This window comes from Algibacter sp. AS12 (genome assembly GCF_046736315.1).
Lineage (GTDB): Bacteria > Bacteroidota > Bacteroidia > Flavobacteriales > Flavobacteriaceae > Algibacter_B > Algibacter_B amylolyticus.
The window spans coordinates 3,688,540-3,705,587 of record NZ_CP151841.1 but is presented as its reverse complement, the minus strand read 5'-3'; the positions used below and the strand labels follow the sequence as shown (position 1 = coordinate 3,705,587).

13 protein-coding genes are annotated in these 17,048 nt (G+C 31.8%); 4 read left to right on the top strand and 9 right to left on the bottom strand.

Annotated elements, in window-relative coordinates:
* Window positions 1–36: 36 nt before the first annotated feature.
* The 4 genes from AAFN75_RS15100 to AAFN75_RS15085 form a co-directional block, all read right to left on the bottom strand.
* Window positions 37–1,497 carry a polysaccharide biosynthesis C-terminal domain-containing protein gene (locus AAFN75_RS15100; RefSeq protein WP_411807127.1) on the bottom strand — a complete coding sequence of 487 codons (1,461 nt, stop codon included), beginning with the start codon at window positions 1,495–1,497 and terminating at the stop codon, window positions 37–39.
* Window positions 1,497–2,795: a glycosyltransferase family 4 protein gene (locus tag AAFN75_RS15095; RefSeq protein WP_411807126.1), complete on the bottom strand. Its 1,299-nt coding sequence runs from the start codon at window positions 2,793–2,795 to the stop codon at window positions 1,497–1,499. The genes AAFN75_RS15100 and AAFN75_RS15095 overlap by 1 nt, the downstream gene beginning before the upstream one ends.
* On the bottom strand, window positions 2,767–5,193 hold the full coding sequence (locus AAFN75_RS15090; protein WP_411807125.1) for a YfhO family protein: 2,427 nt from the start codon (window positions 5,191–5,193) through the stop codon (window positions 2,767–2,769). Before AAFN75_RS15090 ends, AAFN75_RS15095 begins: the two co-directional genes overlap by 29 nt.
* Before the next feature lie 120 nt (window positions 5,194–5,313).
* Window positions 5,314–5,577: a DUF4834 family protein gene (locus tag AAFN75_RS15085; RefSeq protein WP_411807124.1), complete on the bottom strand. Its 264-nt coding sequence runs from the start codon at window positions 5,575–5,577 to the stop codon at window positions 5,314–5,316.
* Window positions 5,578–5,720: 143 nt separating this feature from the next.
* On the opposite strand from AAFN75_RS15085, the gene AAFN75_RS15080 reads away from it, so the two are divergent.
* Both AAFN75_RS15080 and AAFN75_RS15075 read left to right on the top strand, forming a co-directional pair.
* Window positions 5,721–6,740, top strand: coding sequence for a transporter (locus tag AAFN75_RS15080; protein WP_411807123.1), 1,020 nt, complete (start codon window positions 5,721–5,723; stop codon window positions 6,738–6,740).
* 25 nt (window positions 6,741–6,765) lie between these two features.
* Window positions 6,766–7,887 carry a GTP cyclohydrolase gene (locus tag AAFN75_RS15075; protein WP_411807122.1) on the top strand — a complete coding sequence of 374 codons (1,122 nt, stop codon included), beginning with the start codon at window positions 6,766–6,768 and terminating at the stop codon, window positions 7,885–7,887.
* Window positions 7,888–7,940: 53 nt separating this feature from the next.
* On the opposite strand, the gene AAFN75_RS15070 is transcribed toward AAFN75_RS15075, so the two are convergent.
* From AAFN75_RS15070 to AAFN75_RS15060, 3 genes are all read right to left on the bottom strand, one after another.
* Window positions 7,941–9,200 carry an aminotransferase class I/II-fold pyridoxal phosphate-dependent enzyme gene (locus AAFN75_RS15070; protein ID WP_411807121.1) on the bottom strand — a complete coding sequence of 420 codons (1,260 nt, stop codon included), beginning with the start codon at window positions 9,198–9,200 and terminating at the stop codon, window positions 7,941–7,943.
* A 245-nt stretch (window positions 9,201–9,445) separates the two neighbouring features.
* Entirely contained in the window at window positions 9,446–10,486 is a 1,041-nt protein-coding gene (locus AAFN75_RS15065) for a PLP-dependent cysteine synthase family protein (protein WP_411807120.1), read from the bottom strand.
* A 74-nt stretch (window positions 10,487–10,560) separates the two neighbouring features.
* Window positions 10,561–12,621: a S9 family peptidase gene (locus tag AAFN75_RS15060; protein WP_411807119.1), complete on the bottom strand. Its 2,061-nt coding sequence runs from the start codon at window positions 12,619–12,621 to the stop codon at window positions 10,561–10,563.
* An 86-nt stretch (window positions 12,622–12,707) separates the two neighbouring features.
* Between AAFN75_RS15060 and AAFN75_RS15055 the strand changes: the two genes are divergently transcribed.
* Entirely contained in the window at window positions 12,708–13,031 is a 324-nt protein-coding gene (locus AAFN75_RS15055; protein WP_411807118.1) for a YbaB/EbfC family nucleoid-associated protein, read from the top strand.
* Between the two features lie 268 nt (window positions 13,032–13,299).
* Window positions 13,300–14,589 (top strand): hypothetical protein, encoded by a 1,290-nt coding sequence (locus AAFN75_RS15050; protein ID WP_411807117.1) that lies wholly within the window; start codon window positions 13,300–13,302, stop codon window positions 14,587–14,589.
* A gap of 94 nt (window positions 14,590–14,683) precedes the next feature.
* Here AAFN75_RS15050 and AAFN75_RS15045 read toward each other — a convergent pair whose 3' ends face one another.
* Window positions 14,684–15,700: a threonine aldolase family protein gene (locus AAFN75_RS15045; protein WP_411807116.1), complete on the bottom strand. Its 1,017-nt coding sequence runs from the start codon at window positions 15,698–15,700 to the stop codon at window positions 14,684–14,686.
* 171 nt (window positions 15,701–15,871) lie between these two features.
* Complete coding sequence (locus AAFN75_RS15040) at window positions 15,872–17,035, bottom strand: GNAT family N-acetyltransferase (RefSeq protein WP_411807115.1); 1,164 nt, start codon at window positions 17,033–17,035, stop codon at window positions 15,872–15,874.
* Window positions 17,036–17,048: the final 13 nt, after the last annotated feature.

Sequence of the window (17,048 nt, the reverse complement as noted above, 5' to 3'; positions counted from 1 at the left end):
TTCCACTGTTTTCGCTTTCGCGGAAATAATAATCAATTACTTCAGCCTTAAATACTTTTTAATAACGGTTGAAATATCTTCAGATAAATTAAATCTATAAATTGCAAAAACATAAAGTGAAGTTATAAAAATCGACTTTATCGCAATATTAAAAATAGGATGAAAAGGAAATTCCCAGAAATAAAATAATAATGCACTTACCAACAAAAGCATACTTATCTTAAAGGTAGCAAGCGTAAACGGAAACATTTTAAATTTTCTATAAACGAAATATAATTTTATTGTATTATAAAGAAAAACCGCTATAAACGTCGCTATTGCAGCTCCATTTATACCATACATGGGTATAAGCATAATATTTAATAATATCATGACCACAATAATAACAACACCAATAATCAATACCAATCTATAATAATCACTATTAAATAAAATAGCATTATTGCTTCCTAAAAGCGAATCGTACAGCTTAGAAACACTTATTAATAGCACTACATATAAACCAACGCTATATTCCTCATCTATAACAAGGTATAATTGGTTAATATTTAAAATAATCAATAAAAATATTAAACCACCAACTACAAACAAGTTTAAAGAACTACGTTTGTACAAATCTACTAACGACTCGAAATCTCTATCATTTAAATACTTTGCCGACATAGGTGATAATAATTGATGCATAGCACGTTGAGGAACTGCAATAACTGTCGAAATAAAAATAGCTACATTATAATAAGCAATGTTCCTCATAGGATTAAGGTACTGCCCCATCATAACCTTATCAATATCTAAAAGCTGGGTCGCTATTAATCCAGCAACAATAATTAGTGCAGAGTATTTTAAAATATTACTTAATCCGCTTACTTTTTTAAATGTAATTACTGGGAATTTTATACTAAAGGCATAAAATTTCATGACCAACATACGCAAAACATAAATTACCACAAGTCCAGCCATAAACTGCTCTAAACTTATAACTTCAAAATGTAATGCAAACAACAGCAGCATAGTGCCAACCCTATGAAAGACTTCTTTCATGAAATTCCCAAACACCGTTTGCATTTGCACTTTTGCCCAAGCAAAAAACACTTCAAAATAAGCCAAAGCAACCGCTATAAAAAAGGTGTGCCATAAATAACCTTTTATTATTTCATTTTCACTTGATAGAAAATCAGCAATGGCATCATGACTAAAATAGACAATCAATATTAATGGAAGTATAATACAAATAGGCAGTATTAACATTAGCGTTAAAAAACTATTTAACGCCACTCTTGTTTTAAATGTAGAATAGAATTTAACCAAAGTATTATGCATACCAAAAGACATTAACGGCATAATAACATAAGCCAAAGACAGCATATAGCCTACCATTCCGTAATAATCGTCGGTTAAAAACTCAGTGTAAAGAAATAATGTGTTTATAGCGCCTATAAAAAACCCTAAATAGGTAGAAATAATATTCTTAAAGGATTGTGTTGCAACGACGCCCATTATAATAAACTAGCTAATGATTTGGTGAGCGCTTTTCTATGATACTTTTGCAATCCAATGGGATGCGTTTGTAAACTATTATTAAGAAAAGCATTATAATGCTCTAAGATAATTCTTTTTAATGAGTCGTAATCATTGTAATTAAAGTAGTGCCCTGTATTAGTTTCTTTTATAATTTTCTGAACATCGGAATCTTTTGGACCAATAGCAACTATAGGTCTATTTGAAACCATATACTCAAACAATTTACCCGGAACTATACACTTTGTATCTTCTGAATCTATTTCTATCAACAATAAAATTTGAGATTGTTTTTGAAATTTAATAGCTTCTTTATGCGACACATACCCTATGTTATTAACATAATTACTTAAATCATACTTTTCAATAGAACCTAATACTTCATCACTAACAAAACCAACAAAATTAAGTTGTAGGTCTTTAGCCAAACTTGAGTTTTCGATAACCAAATCGCTAAGAACTTTCCAAAATATTTCAGGATTTCTTTTGGATAATAAAGAACCTATATGAGACAAAGTAAATTTATAATCCGTAGTGAAATCTACATGAGCTTCGTCATCATAACCATTTGTAATAACCTCAATGGGTTTACTTGTTATAGCTTCAAACTCTTTTTTAGTAGTAAAGCTTGTAACTATAATTTGACCTGAAGTGTTTAAAACTTGTTTCTCTAAAGCTTTATGCTTAGCTGCAGAACTAGCCATTAACTTTAGTTGTTTATGATAACCAATGGTTGTCCATGGATCTCTAAAATCTGCTAACCACTTTACGCCTAACCTCTGTTTTAATTCTAAACCAATAAGATGCACACTATGTGGAGGCCCTGTAGTAATAATAGATTCTATATTTTCGTTTTTAATATAATTTTCAAGAAAGGCCACCGAAGGCTTTACCCAACCTACTCTGGCATCTGGTATAAAAAAGTTTCCACGCACAAAAAGCATAGCCTTTTCGACAAAAGACTGCTGTTTCTCATTTGAAATAATCCCTTTACTAATGGTTTTTGAAGACTTTTTCGAAAATAACCCCGCCCATTTATATGGTTCCTTTATCGGATGTTTAATTATAGTTACTCTATCTGATACTTCAAGCTCCAAACTTTCATCTACAATAGGATAATTAGGGTTTTCTGGAATAAAAACAATAGGATCAATGTCGAACTCTGGTAAATACTTAACAAATTTCAACCAACGCTGAACACCTGGTCCGCCAGCAGGTGGCCAATAGTAGGTTATTATTAGCGTTTTTTTAGACACTTTTATTCTTTTTGAACTCATAAAACAAACCACCAAGTATTAATAAACCTAACAATATTGAACTTGCTAAGGTTATTTTACTTCCCGTTTTAACCACATCTGGATCAAACTTAAACTCAATAATATGTCTTCCTTTTGGAATTTGCATACCGCGCAAAATATAGTTTACGCGCATATGATTCGTTTCTTTTCCGTCGATAAAAGTTTTCCAACCTTTAGGGTAATAGATTTCCGAGAACACCGCAAAACCATCATTTGAGTTATTGGTTTCATATTTTAAGTAGTTAGGTGTAAACGCCTTTAAATCAATACGCGCTAAAGAATCTACGGCATAACTGTTTTTAATATCCCCATCCAATAATGCAGGTTTCATGTAAACCGCCTTGTTTTTAGAATCTAAACTATCTAAAGCCTTAATTTCATCATTAGCCGATTTTACTTCTTCTATAGTACTTACAAACCAAGCATTACCATTAGTGCTTTCATTTTTAAAAGGAAACGCTCCGCCTTCTTCATCTTGCGCCACAATATACTTTGCATTTAGCATATTAAGCACATTAATATTGTTTCTAGAAATATAAAAATCGAATACTTCGCGATAGCGCCTTAATTCGGCTGCATTATAGCCATTTAGAGAATTATGAAAATAGGATGGCTTTGATGGCCCTGAAACCAAATCGTATACCTTATAATGCGATTTATCTTTTAAAATATATTGATCCACCTCTGTAGCCTGAAATGGTTTATTCATTTGAATTCCAGAAACAAAATCATCATTATTAACGTAGCGTCTATCTACACCAACCAAATCAAAAAGAATTAAAGCTCCAAAAGCAACAATAACCCATTTTTCTTTTAGCTTTTCGGTTAAAAAGAAATAAATAGCACCCGCTGATAATAACACCAAAACCAAAGTTCTAAAAGTATCAGCTGTAAACATAGATTTTCTATCGGCTTTTAGGGCATCAACAAAATCTTGCCCGTAATTTTGACGATAAAAACCATCGTTAGCACCAACAAAATCAAATAAGGAGGGTTTAAATAACAAAAATACTAAAGCCAAACCAGCTGTAATACTTACCGAATATTTTAAGGCTTTAAGCTTAACTTCTTTACCTTCATAATCATTAAAAAGCCTCACCAACCCGAAAATAGCTAAAGCCGGTACGCATAATTCTAAAATAACCTGAATAGAACTTACCGCTCGGAATTTATTATATAGCGGTACAAAATCAATAAACAAGTCCGTTAAAAAACCTAAGTTCTTTCCGTAAGACAACAATAAAGACAGTAGTGTACCTCCAACAAGCCACCATTTTAATCTGCCTTTTACTAAAAACAGAGCAAAAACAAATAAAAATAATACGACTGCCCCTATATATGCTGGCGCTTCAACTATAGGCTGGTCGCCCCAATACGTTGGTGCACGACTCGCTTCTTGTGCTGCTTGAGTTGTGGTTGCTCCTAATTTTCTAAAGGCTTCATAAGTAGCAGAGCCTTTACCAACATCTTCGGAGTTTCCACCACCTGTAAAACGAGGTATAAATAGATTAAAAGTTTCCACAATACCATAACTAAACTGAGTTATATAGTCTCGATCTAAACCATTTGTAATTTCTTTAGGCGAACCATCAGGATTGATTGTTAGCTCACTTTTACCACGTTTACTCTCTTTAACATATTCGTTGGTAGCTAAAAAGTTAGTAGCATTTAGCGCTATAGATAAAACAACAGCAGCAACCAAAATACCAAGGGATTTAAAGTAATGAGGCAACATTTGTTTTTTATAAGCATCTATTAAATATGCAATACCTAATATGATAACCAAAAACATAAGGTAGTACGTCATTTGAAAATGATTAGATACTAACTCCAGCCCCATTGCAATGGTTGTTAATAAAAAACCAACAATATATCGTTTTTGAAACACCAATAAGATACCGCTTAAAACCAACGGCATATAAGCTATAGCATGCGCTTTACTATTATGCCCAACCCCTAAAATTATAATTAAATACGTGGAAAAACCAAAGGCTAGAGCACCTAAAGCAGCCAATTTAAAATCGACTTTTAACACTAGTAAAAACACATAAAAACTTAATAAATACAGAAATAAATAGTCTGCCGGACGTGGCAAAAACCGCAAGGTTAAATCTAATTTTTTAATGTAGTTATGCGGATATTTCGCACCCAATTGATACGTTGGCATGCCTCCAAAAGCACTATTAGTCCAATATGTTTCTTCGCCCGTATCAGCTTTAAAGTCTTTTTGCTGTTTGCTCATGCCAATATACTGCACGATATCATTTTGATAAATAGCTTTACCTTGTAAAACAGGACTAAAATATGCTAATGAAATTACTATAAAACCTAATAAAACTAATACGTGGGGTAATAATTTTTTAATTGATAATGGCATGAATCGTATTTAAGAAAATGATTCTGAAAAATAGTTATAATTTTTCAGAATTAAGTATAATGAGATTACTAAACTTTAAGCGAATAATTCCTGTTAAGCGGAACAATAAAAAAGAGAGCACTACTCTATTTCCTCATAATCCACATATTCTCCAACATTTTTGTTTGAAGTTTTTGTTTCCGGGATTTTATCAATAGTTATTTCGCCTTCCTTTTTTTCAGTCTGTTGATTTTGTCTTTTTTGAAATTGACCAAACTGACCTCCAAAACGTTCTTCGGCTTTTTTAGCAGCGAATTTAAGCAGTAAAGGTGCAAAAATTCTAGAAAGAATTTTAATTCCGTAATACACCAAGGCTATTATAAGAATGGTTTTTAATAAACCCATTTTTTAACTTTTATGATTTAATTTAACAAAAATACAATTCTATCTGTTTAAAAAAGGCTCAAGAATGATAAAAAAAGCATAAAATATCTATATTTGACAACCTTTAATACATTTTATTAAAGAAATAATTAAACCTTAGTATTATGACCCCAATAAAATCTAAATTGTTTTTCCTGCTATGCCTAGTAACCACTCAGGCATTTTGTCAATATACAGATGTAATTAATTCTAATAGACCTGGAGTATCTAGAAGTGCTTTTTCTGTAGGTACCAATGTGGCACAATTAGAAATAGGACCTTATAGTGTTAAGGAAGAAAGAACACCAGCAACAGCTTATGAAGTTTCTGGTTTTGGAGTTGATTTTGCCGCACGATACGGATTATTATTTGAAGAATTAGAATTAAATATTGAAGGTACCTACCAAAATGACACAAAATCATTTGCTTCCAATTTTTCTTCTGATCAAGATCGAGGTAATTTTAAATTTTTGGCTATAGGCGCTAAATACCTTGTATACGACCCTTATAAGAACGCTGAAGAGGATAAACCTAACCTTTACAGTTGGAAAGCTAATAGACAATTTAAATGGAAAACTTTAATTCCTGCCGTATCTGTATACTTAGGAGCAAATTACGACACAAAACCTAATCCTTATACCTATTCTGGTATTGAAGGATTCAGCCCTAAAGTAATGATTGCTACGCAAAACAATTTTTCTGGAGGATGGGTGTTTGTAATGAATTTAATAAAAGACAGAATTGGAACAGAACAATCTGATTTTCAATATATCTTAACTTTAACACACTCCTTTAGTCCTAAATGGGTTGTTTTTGGTGAAACACAAGGCATACATAGTGATTTTTATGCAGACAATCTTTTTAGGTTTGGTGGCGCTTATTTATTATCTAAAAACTTTCAATTAGACACCGCCGCAACCTTTAATACTAAAGACACACCATCGATATTTGGTGTTAATTTTGGAGCGTCGTATCGCTTAGATTTCCATAAAGATAAAGAGATTGACAACGGCACGTCTGCTGAAGATCAAGGCGGATTTCAATTACCAAAAGCTAAAGGAAAAAAGAAGAAAAAGAATAAAGAAGCAGATAATCCTGAAAAAATTAATAAACGCAAAAAGAAAGACGTAGATTTTGATGATTAAACTCATTAATTGCTAACCAAAATATATGATAACACTTAAAGAAGTAAAAAATAAAAAGGAACTAAAAGCTTTTGTAAAGTTTCCTTTTAAGCTCTATAAAGACTCAGAATTCTGGGTTCCTCCTATTATTAGCCAAGAAATAAAAACCTTTAGTAAAAAAGAAAACCCAGTTTTTGATGATGCAGAAGCACAACTGTTTTTAGCATACAAAAACGGTGTTATAGTAGGTAGAATAGCTGCTATAGTAAACTGGTTAGAAATTAAGGAGCAGAAAATAAAAAAAATGCGTTTTGGATGGTTTGATTTTATTGATGATCAAGACGTATCTAAAGCACTTTTAAATGAAGTAGAAAAAATAGGAAAAGCTTATAACTTGGAATATATAGAAGGTCCTGTAGGATTTTCTAATTTAGATAAAGTTGGTGTAATGACTGAAGGTTTCGATTCTATAGCACCAATGGTAACGTGGTACAACTATGCCTACTATGCTAAACATTATAGGGATGCTGGTTACGTGGTTGAAAAATCATATTCTGAAAGTAAATTTCCTTTTGAAAATGTGAAGCCAGAGTTTTTCAAAAAAGCACAAGAACTTATTAAACGACGCTATCAACTTAAAGCTTTAAAATTAACAACTACAGAAGAGGTTATGCCCTATGCAGATAAAATGTTCGATTTATTTAATGAAAGCTACGCATCCCTGTCTTCTTTTGTTGCTATTAATGAGGTACAAAAAGCCTATTTTAAAAAGAAATTTATAAGTTTTATAAATCCTGAATACATCAAATTTGTTGTAGATAAAGACGATAAAATGATTGGTTTCGCTATTGTTATGCCCGCTTTCGCGAAAGCTTTACAGAAAATGAATGGTAAATTATTTCCATTTGGATTTAGACATATATTAAATGCTAAAAAGAATAGTAAAGACGTTATATTTTATTTAATAGGCATTCATCCAGACTACCAAAATAAAGGTGTTCATGCTGTAATATTTAACGAATACTACGAAACCTTTAAAGCTAAGGGCATAGAAACTTGCTACAGAACTCCGGAGTTAGAAGATAACGAAGCCATTCATAAAATATGGAAACACTTTTCGCCAGAAGTTTATAAACGACGAAAAACATTCAGAAAAAATCTTGCATAAAAAAAATCCGATTCAAAATTGAATCGGATTTTTTCATAAATATATGTATTAATCTACTCGCCCATTGCAGCAATTAAAGCTGCAGATAAACGCTTGTATGTTCCGTTTTCTAATCGGTCTCTAATCGCATCAAAAGCATCTAGAGTTTCCGAAACATCCTCTAAAGTATGTGTTGCTGTAGGTATTAATCTAAGCAAAATTAACCCTTTAGGTATAACTGGGTAAACCACTATAGAACAGAATATTCCGTAATTCTCACGTAAGTCTCTTACTAAAGCCATGGCCTCAGGAATACTTCCTTTTAAATATACTGGAGTTACACAACTTTGAGTTGTACCAATATCGAAACCACGCTCTTTTAAACCAGATTGTAATGCATTAACATTCTCCCATAATTTGTTTTTCAACTCAGGCATAGTTTTAAGCATTTCTAAACGCTTAAGTGCACCAACCACCAATTGCATTTGCAAAGATTTTGCAAACATTTGAGAACGTAAATTATATTTTAAGTAATCAATTATTTCTTGATCTCCTGCAATAAAAGCTCCAGTACTCGCTAAAGACTTCGCAAAAGTTGCAAAATAAACATCAATATCACCTTGAACACCTTGCTCTTCACCTGCACCTGCTCCTGTTGCTCCTAAAGTTCCGAAACCATGAGCATCATCAACAAATAATCTGAAATTAAATTTCTTTTTAAGTGCTACAATTTCTTTTAAGCGCCCTTGCTCACCTCGCATTCCAAAAACACCTTCAGAAATTACAAGAATCCCTCCACCTGTTTGTTCTGCCATTTTAGTAGCACGCTCTAAATTCTTTTCTAAACTAACAATATCGTTGTGCTTATAGGTAAAACGTTTTCCCATATGTAAACGAACACCATCAATAATACATGCGTGCGCATCAACATCATAAACAATGATATCATCTTTAGCTACCAATGCGTCTATAGTAGACACCATACCTTGATAACCAAAATTTAAAAGATAAGCCGCTTCTTTGCTAACAAATGATGCTAATTCATTTTGAAGTTTTTCATGTAAATCTGTGTGACCAGACATCATTCTAGCCCCCATTGGATAAGCAGAACCATATTCAGCAGCTGCTTCAGCATCAACCTTACGTACTTCAGGATGATTTGCTAAACCTAGATAATCATTAATACTCCAAGTAATAACATCTTTTCCTTGAAATTTCATACGGTTAGAAATTGCTCCTTCTAACTTAGGAAATACAAAGTAACCTTCTGCTTGTGACGCCCATTTACCTAATGGCCCTTTGTCTTTGTAAATTTTTTCGAATAAATCTTTCATTTATTATAATCGTATTGCTATTAAAATTAAGACATAACTACAACTAGTTAATCGCTTTTAAAGAGAATTAAACAAGATATGCTTAAAATTAAAGAAGCTTTTAGTATTTAGTTAGTAACTGCAAAATTAAATATTTATATGGTTTGAGCATAATTTTTAAGGCTCAATTATTAACAAAACCAAAAAAAGGTAATATTTTACCATTTTAGCAAAATATCACCTCTTTTTATATCCTAATAATTCTATTATTTAATGTATTGTATATTTTCTGCAGCCGCCTCGTTTACGCTATCAAAGAAACCTTGATCGCTCATCCATTTATCACTATACACTTTACTCATGTAGCGAGCGCCATGATCTGGATAAATAACAACTACATAATCATCTTTTTTAAACAATCCGTCGTCGCCAAGTTGAAGTAATGCCTGGGTAGCAGCTCCAGAAGTATATCCTACAAACATACCTTCTTTTTTAGCAATTAACCTTGCTGTATGGGCACTATCCTCATCTGTTACTTTTATAAACTCATCTATAACATCAAAATCTGTGGCAGAAGGAATTAAGTTTTTCCCTAACCCCTCAATTCTATATGGATATATCTCTTTTTCGTCGAACTCTCTAGTTTCGTGATATTTCTTTAAAACAGAACCAAAAGCATCAACTCCAATAATTTTTATATTTGGGTTTTGCTCTTTTAAATACTTTCCTGTACCAGAAATAGTACCACCTGTTCCACTACACGCTACTAAATGCGTTATTTTACCTTCAGTTTGATTCCAAATTTCTGGACCTGTAGATCTATAATGCGCATCAATATTTAATTGATTAAAGTATTGGTTAATATAAACCGAACCTTTAATCTCGCTATGTAAACGCTTAGCTACTTCGTAATAGGATCTTGGGTCGTCTGCGCTAACGTGCGCTGGACAAACATAAACCTTTGCTCCCATTGTTTTTAGCATATCTATTTTGTCTGGCGACGATTTAGAACTTACTGCCAAAACACAATCATACCCTTTTATGATACTAACCATTGCAATACTAAATCCCGTATTACCAGAGGTGGTTTCTATAATGGTATCACCTGGAGATAAAATTCCTTTTCTTTCGGCTTCTTCTATAATATAAAGTGCTATTCTGTCTTTAGATGAGTGTCCTGGGTTAAAAGATTCAACTTTTGCGTAAAAGTTACCTTTAAACTTGGAAGCTATTCTATTTAGTTTAACAAGCGGAGTGTTGCCTACCAAATCTAATACATTATCAAATACTTGATTTCTGTTTTTCATATAAGCTTTTTATAAATCATAATTATGCAATTAATCATAATTTAAACCGGACAAAAATAAAACTTTTTTTTTTATTAACCACAAATTCCTTCTAAATCTAGTAAAAACGCATACTCTAAGGCTAATTCCTTTAAACTTTCAAAACGTCCGGAGGCTCCTCCATGTCCAGAATCCATATCAATATGAAACAATAATTTATTTGAATCTGTTTTTAATTCTCTTAATTTCGCAACCCATTTTGCTGGTTCCCAATACTGCACTTGCGAATCGTGCAAACCTGTAGTAACAAGCATATTAGGATAGTTTTTAGCTTCAACATTATCATAAGGAGAATACGACTTCATGTAACTATAGTACTCTGGATGATTTGGGTTACCCCATTCATCATACTCACCTGTTGTTAAAGGAATAGAATCATCTAGCATTGTAGTAACCACATCTACAAACGGCACAGCGGCCAACACACCATTATACAGCTCTGGATTCATATTAATAATGCTTCCCATTAACAAACCACCTGCCGATCCTCCGTAAGCGTATAAATGCTTGTTAGATGTATATTTTTTTTGAATTAGATACTTAGAACAATCTATAAAATCTGTAAACGTATTTCTTTTGTTGAGTAATTTCCCATTTTCATACCATTCGCGCCCCAAATACTCTCCTCCTCTAATATGTGAAATGGCATAAATAAAACCACGATCGAGCAAACTTAATCGCACGCTTGAAAATGAGGGGTCGATAGTTGAACCATAAGAACCATAAGCATATTGTAAAACAGGGTTTGAACCATCTAGCTTTATGCCTTTTTTATATACTAGCGATATAGGGATTTTTACACCATCGGAAGCTGTTGCCCATATACGTTTAGACTCATAATTTTCTTTTTTAAATGCTCCGCCAAGAATTTCCTGTTCTTTTTTTACTTCACTTTGCTTTGTCTTTAAATTATAATCAATAACAGAACCTGGAGTGTCCAAGGCATTGTATCCATAGCGTAATAAATCACTATCAAAATCGGGATTATTACCTATATATGTAGTGTAGGTTTCTGAATTAAACGGTAAATAATAGTCTTCCTTTTTATCCCAACTAATTATCCTAATGTTATTAAGTCCGTTTTCGCGCTCATTAACGATTAAATAATCTTTAAAAATCTCTATATCCTCAATTAACACAGATTTTCTATGCGGAATAACATCTTTCCAGAACCCCTTGCCGGTATTAGTTTCATTACACGTAGAAATCTTGAAGTTTGTAGCATTATCAATATTAGAAATAATGTAAAAACTATCATTATAGTGGGCTATATTATACTCTAAATCCTTTGTCCGTTTTTGAAAAATTTTAAAATCGCCATCTGGTGTATCAGCATTTAAAAATCGATATTCAGAAGACAATGTACTTGAAGACCCTATAACTAAATACTTTTTTGATTTTGTCTTATATATAAAGGTATTAAATGTTTCATCTTTTTCATGAAATACAACTTCATCTGAATCGTTTGCAGCGTGTAGTTTATGCTTATATATTTTATGAGAGCGCAAGGTTACTTCATCTTTCATGGCATAAAACAAAGTCTTATTATCATTCGCCCAAGTAGCACTACCTGTTGTGTTTACTATTTTATCCGAATAAATCTCACCTGTAATTAAGTTTTTTACTTGAATAGTATATTGGCGTCGGCTAACAGTATCGGTAGAAAAAGCTGCTAATTTGTTATCTGGACTAATAGAAATACCTCCTAAATTAAAATATGAGTGCTCCTTTGCCATAACATTACAATCAAAAAGCAACTCCTCCTCGCCATCTAAAGTATCTCTTTTACGCACGTAAATAGGGTAATCCTTACCTGTCTCGTATTTAGTTAAATACCAATACCCATTTAATTTATAAGGTACAGATGTATCATCCTCTTTAATTCGGGCTTTCATTTCTTCAAACAAAGTCTTCTGAAATTCCTCTGTATGCTTAAGCATAGACTTAGTAAAAGCGTTTTCCGCATTTAAATACTCAATTACTTCTGGGTTCTCCTTATCATTAAGCCAATAATAATTATCAATTCGTGTGTCGTCATGAATTGTTAATTCTTTGGCTATTTTCTGTGCTACTGGATATTGATTTTTGTTTTTCAATTAAAGCGTATTAATTCATAAAATATAAGCTTCCAAAAATAGAAAATTTAAATAGCTTTGTATTAAAATAATTAATATATAAAATTATGTTTGGAGATATAATGAATATGATGGGTAAACTTAAAGAAACCCAGAAGAAAGTTGAAGCTACAAAGAAGCGCTTAGATACCGTTTTAATTGATGAATCGAGTAACGACAGCAAGCTAAAAGTAACTTTAACAGCCAATAGAACAATAAAATCTATTGAAATTGATAATGAGTTGCTTGAAGATAAAGAGCAATTGGAAGACTATCTTGTTATAACCTTAAATAAGGCCATTGAGAAAGCAACTCAAATAAATGAGACAGAATTGGCGGCTGTAGCCAAGGATGGCATGCCCAATATTCCTGGTATGGACATGTTTAAGTAAAAAACAGATCCTTATTATATATTCAAATAAAATTGGCTTTTAATAATTTATTTTCAAATAGAGTTCTATAAAACGTTAAATTCATAATAAAATTGTTTTTAACTTCATAATTTAAAGTTAAAATTCCTTATGAAAAGTAAATAAAACCGACAAGTTGTAAGTAAAAATTCATAAAACTAATAGTTTGGTACTTAGTCTAAAAAAACAACACGCAATCGGTACTTCTAATATCTTTGTACATGTAAATTGTAAAAACTAATATTATATTATGAAAAATCTTACCAAAATTTTATTACTAGCAATGCTCGTAGCATTTGCTTCCTGTCAAAATGAGACAGTAACTGAAGACACTTCTGCTCTTTCTGAAGAAGAAGTAGTGTTAGACGAATTAGCCTTAGAAAACGAAATTTTAGTTTCTGATGGCGAAGAAGATGAAACATTTGTATTAAACAATGATCTTACAACTGAAATGCCTGCTCAAGACCTTTCTTTCTCTCTTGTGAGTAAGTCTTATTCTGGAGGTTCATCATCATGTGAACCAGATATCGAAGGATTTGAATTAAATTTACCTGAAACGGTAACTATTACAACTAAAGATCCTGAATGTAGCTCTACAGGAGGAGCATTTATTGGATTAGATATTGCTGATGGTTCATTAGCTGGAGCAGATTACGATGCTTATTGTGTAGATTTAGAAGGCTTTATAGGTCTTTCTACTTACACATATGATGTTTATTCTAGTTATGAAGACTTAAGCGGATTAGAGCAAAGTGCTGGAGTTCCTTTATTTGAAAATGCATCTGATTTTGATAGAATTAACTGGTTATTAAACCAAGATATTATTGGTACTGAAAGCCCACTTGGTGGAACTTATACTTTCGGACACGTTCAATGGGCTATATGGCAAATTATTGAAGGAGAAGGAAACAACTGTACTAACGATTGTGACTACCTTTCTTGCGACCCTATTGATCAATGGGATAACGACAAAACTTATAACGAAAGTTTAGGTTTAGAGTTAGTTGCTGCTGCTGAGGCTGGTGAAGGTTTTGTACCACAATGTGGACAAAAAATAGCTATCGTTCTTGCATCTAAAACTTCTCAATCTCTTGTTATTACTGTTGACGTTCCTGAAAAAGAAGAAGTTTGTAGTGATTGTGACGGAGAAGTTACTGAATTAGAATTAGAATTCGATTGGGGATGTGCTAAGAAAATTGACATTGTACAAAGAGATGAAAACACTTGCTACGGTAAAAGAATTTACTGTAACAGAAGTGTACAGCCAGGTGAAACTATCAGTATAAGTGGTGCGAACCATGATGGTACTTTTGGATCAAAAATTTACATCTACATTAACAACTGTTATTATACTACAATAGATACTGATTGTGATGTTAATATTGGACCTGGATACGAAAAAGGTGTATTTAACGTAATTAGTGGAGCTAGCAGTAATGGTGGTGAGCTATGTGAGTACGTTAAACCAGAGCCTAAATGTTACAGACACTGGGGTTGTAAATACTACAGCAAATGTAGATATTACAGTCATCATCATTAATATTTTTGGTGTAAACACATAATTAAAAGAGGAGCTAAATTAGCTCCTCTTTTTTTTTTAAAATTTACTATTAATTCTATACTCCGATAACTTATTATATAAGTCTTAGCTGTTTTAACAGTATTTCGTGCAAGTTATCTGTATAATCTAAATGTGTTACCATTCTTAGCTTTCTACTTCCCATACTTATAATAAAAATGTTTTTATCAGCTAGTTTGTTTACAAATTGTTGCTCATCAATATCTTCCTTTAATTGAAAAATAACAATGTTAGTTTCAATAGGTTCTACTTTTTTAATTATCGACAAACACTTTAAGGTCGCTCCAATTTCCTTTGCCTTTTCATGATCACTTTTTAAACGCGATATATTATTTTCTAAAGCATATAATCCAGCTGCTGCCAAATATCCCGCTTGCCTCATATTGCCACCAAAAATTTTTCTAACTCTAAGTGCGTTAGACATGATTGCGGAATCTCCAACTAACACAGAGCCTACTGGTGCTCCCAAGCCTTTACTTAAACAAACAGATATAGTATCAAATACTTCACCATATTGTTTAGTAGTTTCATTTTTAGAAATTAAGGCATGCCATAAACGTGCACCATCCAAATGAAAACCTAATTTATTATCTTTACAAACTTGCTTAATCTTTAGGATTTCTTTAAAATCCCAACATGCTCCACCACCCTTATTTGTGGTGTTTTCAATTTCAACTAACGCTGTTTTACTATAATAATAAGCATTTGGATTTATAGCTTCTTCAACTTGCTTAGCTGTAAACATCCCTCTATTTCCATTAATCAAATTACAAGACACACCACTATTAAATGCAGCACCACCAGATTCATAATTAAAAATATGGGCGTATTTATCGCAAATTACTTGATCTCCAGGTGTTGTATGCAATTTAATAGCAGTTTGATTTGCCATAGTGCCACTAGGAAAAAACAAAGCTTGTTCTTTTCCAAACATCTCAGAAATAAGCTTCTCTAATTTATTAATTGTTGGATCCTCCCTAAACACATCGTCGCCTACTTGAGCCTCCATCATTGCCTCCAGCATTTCTTTTGAAGGTTTCGTTACGGTATCACTTCTTAAATCTATAATCATACATTAAATATATCTGTGAAATTATAAAATAAATTTTAACGAACTAAAATTCATTAAAAAAATAGTTTATATAGTTAAAAGGTCCTAAATTAAACCAGAAGACTAAAATTTAAAATAAAATGTTTTGAGATAAGTGCTGCTGTAATCGTCTAAGTAGACAATAAAACTATTTTAGTGAAACACTACTTTTTGAAAAGTACTTTTTCCTTTTATAACGAAGGTTTTGCTTTCTGATTTGTGCTGGTATATCTCAATATTATTGTAATGTTCGAATTTATAGTACAAGAAATTACATATATTCTTCATTAAAAACTGATACTCTGGAGCTCTCCAATTAATTAAAGCAAATGTTTTAATTTCATCTTTTAAATTATCAAACTCTAAAACTTCAAAGCTTTTCTCTGAAGTCTTTATGCTTTGTGCTCCTTTTGAAAAATTACTTTTAATTTTTTTTAAAGTTTCAACAGCTTGTTTCTTTCTTAAAAACGCTTTTAATCGAACTTTTAAAACTTCTATATTTGATATAATTATAGGTTTCAAATCACTTTTATTATACACAACGTGATGCTTAAAGTTATAAATTAAATTACTCCACCTCCGCTTGTATTCCAAATCACCATGTCCTTGGTCGTATATAGAATAGTTATTTTCAATACACCACTCTATTTGCTTATAAACCCCAGTATTTCCTAAACCAAACACCTGATAGTCTATATTATAAGACGCTATAGACCCAATTAAAATATCTTTAAAATGGTATTGAACATTGATTTGAATAGGTTCATTATTATTATAAATTACAAAAAGAGATGCCTTTTTTATTTTTATAAGTTTATAGGTACTTTCAACTAACTTTTCCCACTCACCTAAACGATAATTAGCATCATTTCTTTGTTTAAATCTTTTGATTAACATGTTTCGAAGAGCTTCCATCAATAAGATATATTCTGCTTTTTCAATTTCACCATGATAGAAAACATAATTAACATTAAAACACATTTCTAAACGTTTAATGTTTTTTAATATAGGTTTTACATTTTTACCATATTGACTACGTACATAGCTATTAATATCTTTAAACCCCTTTAATTTTGAGGCATACCCCAACCGATATTCATTAATGACCTTATTTGTTAAATGGTCTTGATAGCTAATATTTAAATACTCTGGTACAATTTGAATTGATATATTTTTTTGTTCAATAGCCTTCTTAAAATTACTATAAAGTATAATGTCATTATCCTTGTAACCAATTTTTATAATACAATCAGGAATAACTTGCCTTTCAAAAAGATCATCATATAAATTAATTCTATTAGTATTCAAGTTTGACATAAATTTTAAATTA

Coding starts and splice junctions, on each gene's coding strand:
- AAFN75_RS15050 (WP_411807117.1), top strand. CDS start 13,300: ATGAAAAATCTTACCAAAATTTTATTACTAGCAATGCTCGTAGCATTT.
- AAFN75_RS15075 (WP_411807122.1), top strand. CDS start 6,766: ATGATAACACTTAAAGAAGTAAAAAATAAAAAGGAACTAAAAGCTTTT.
- AAFN75_RS15085 (WP_411807124.1), bottom strand. CDS start 5,577: ATGGGTTTATTAAAAACCATTCTTATAATAGCCTTGGTGTATTACGGA.
- AAFN75_RS15065 (WP_411807120.1), bottom strand. CDS start 10,486: ATGAAAAACAGAAATCAAGTATTTGATAATGTATTAGATTTGGTAGGC.
- AAFN75_RS15045 (WP_411807116.1), bottom strand. CDS start 15,700: ATGATTATAGATTTAAGAAGTGATACCGTAACGAAACCTTCAAAAGAA.
- AAFN75_RS15070 (WP_411807121.1), bottom strand. CDS start 9,200: ATGAAAGATTTATTCGAAAAAATTTACAAAGACAAAGGGCCATTAGGT.
- AAFN75_RS15040 (WP_411807115.1), bottom strand. CDS start 17,035: ATGTCAAACTTGAATACTAATAGAATTAATTTATATGATGATCTTTTT.
- AAFN75_RS15090 (WP_411807125.1), bottom strand. CDS start 5,193: ATGCCATTATCAATTAAAAAATTATTACCCCACGTATTAGTTTTATTA.
- AAFN75_RS15095 (WP_411807126.1), bottom strand. CDS start 2,795: ATGAGTTCAAAAAGAATAAAAGTGTCTAAAAAAACGCTAATAATAACC.
- AAFN75_RS15055 (WP_411807118.1), top strand. CDS start 12,708: ATGTTTGGAGATATAATGAATATGATGGGTAAACTTAAAGAAACCCAG.
- AAFN75_RS15100 (WP_411807127.1), bottom strand. CDS start 1,497: ATGGGCGTCGTTGCAACACAATCCTTTAAGAATATTATTTCTACCTAT.
- AAFN75_RS15080 (WP_411807123.1), top strand. CDS start 5,721: ATGACCCCAATAAAATCTAAATTGTTTTTCCTGCTATGCCTAGTAACC.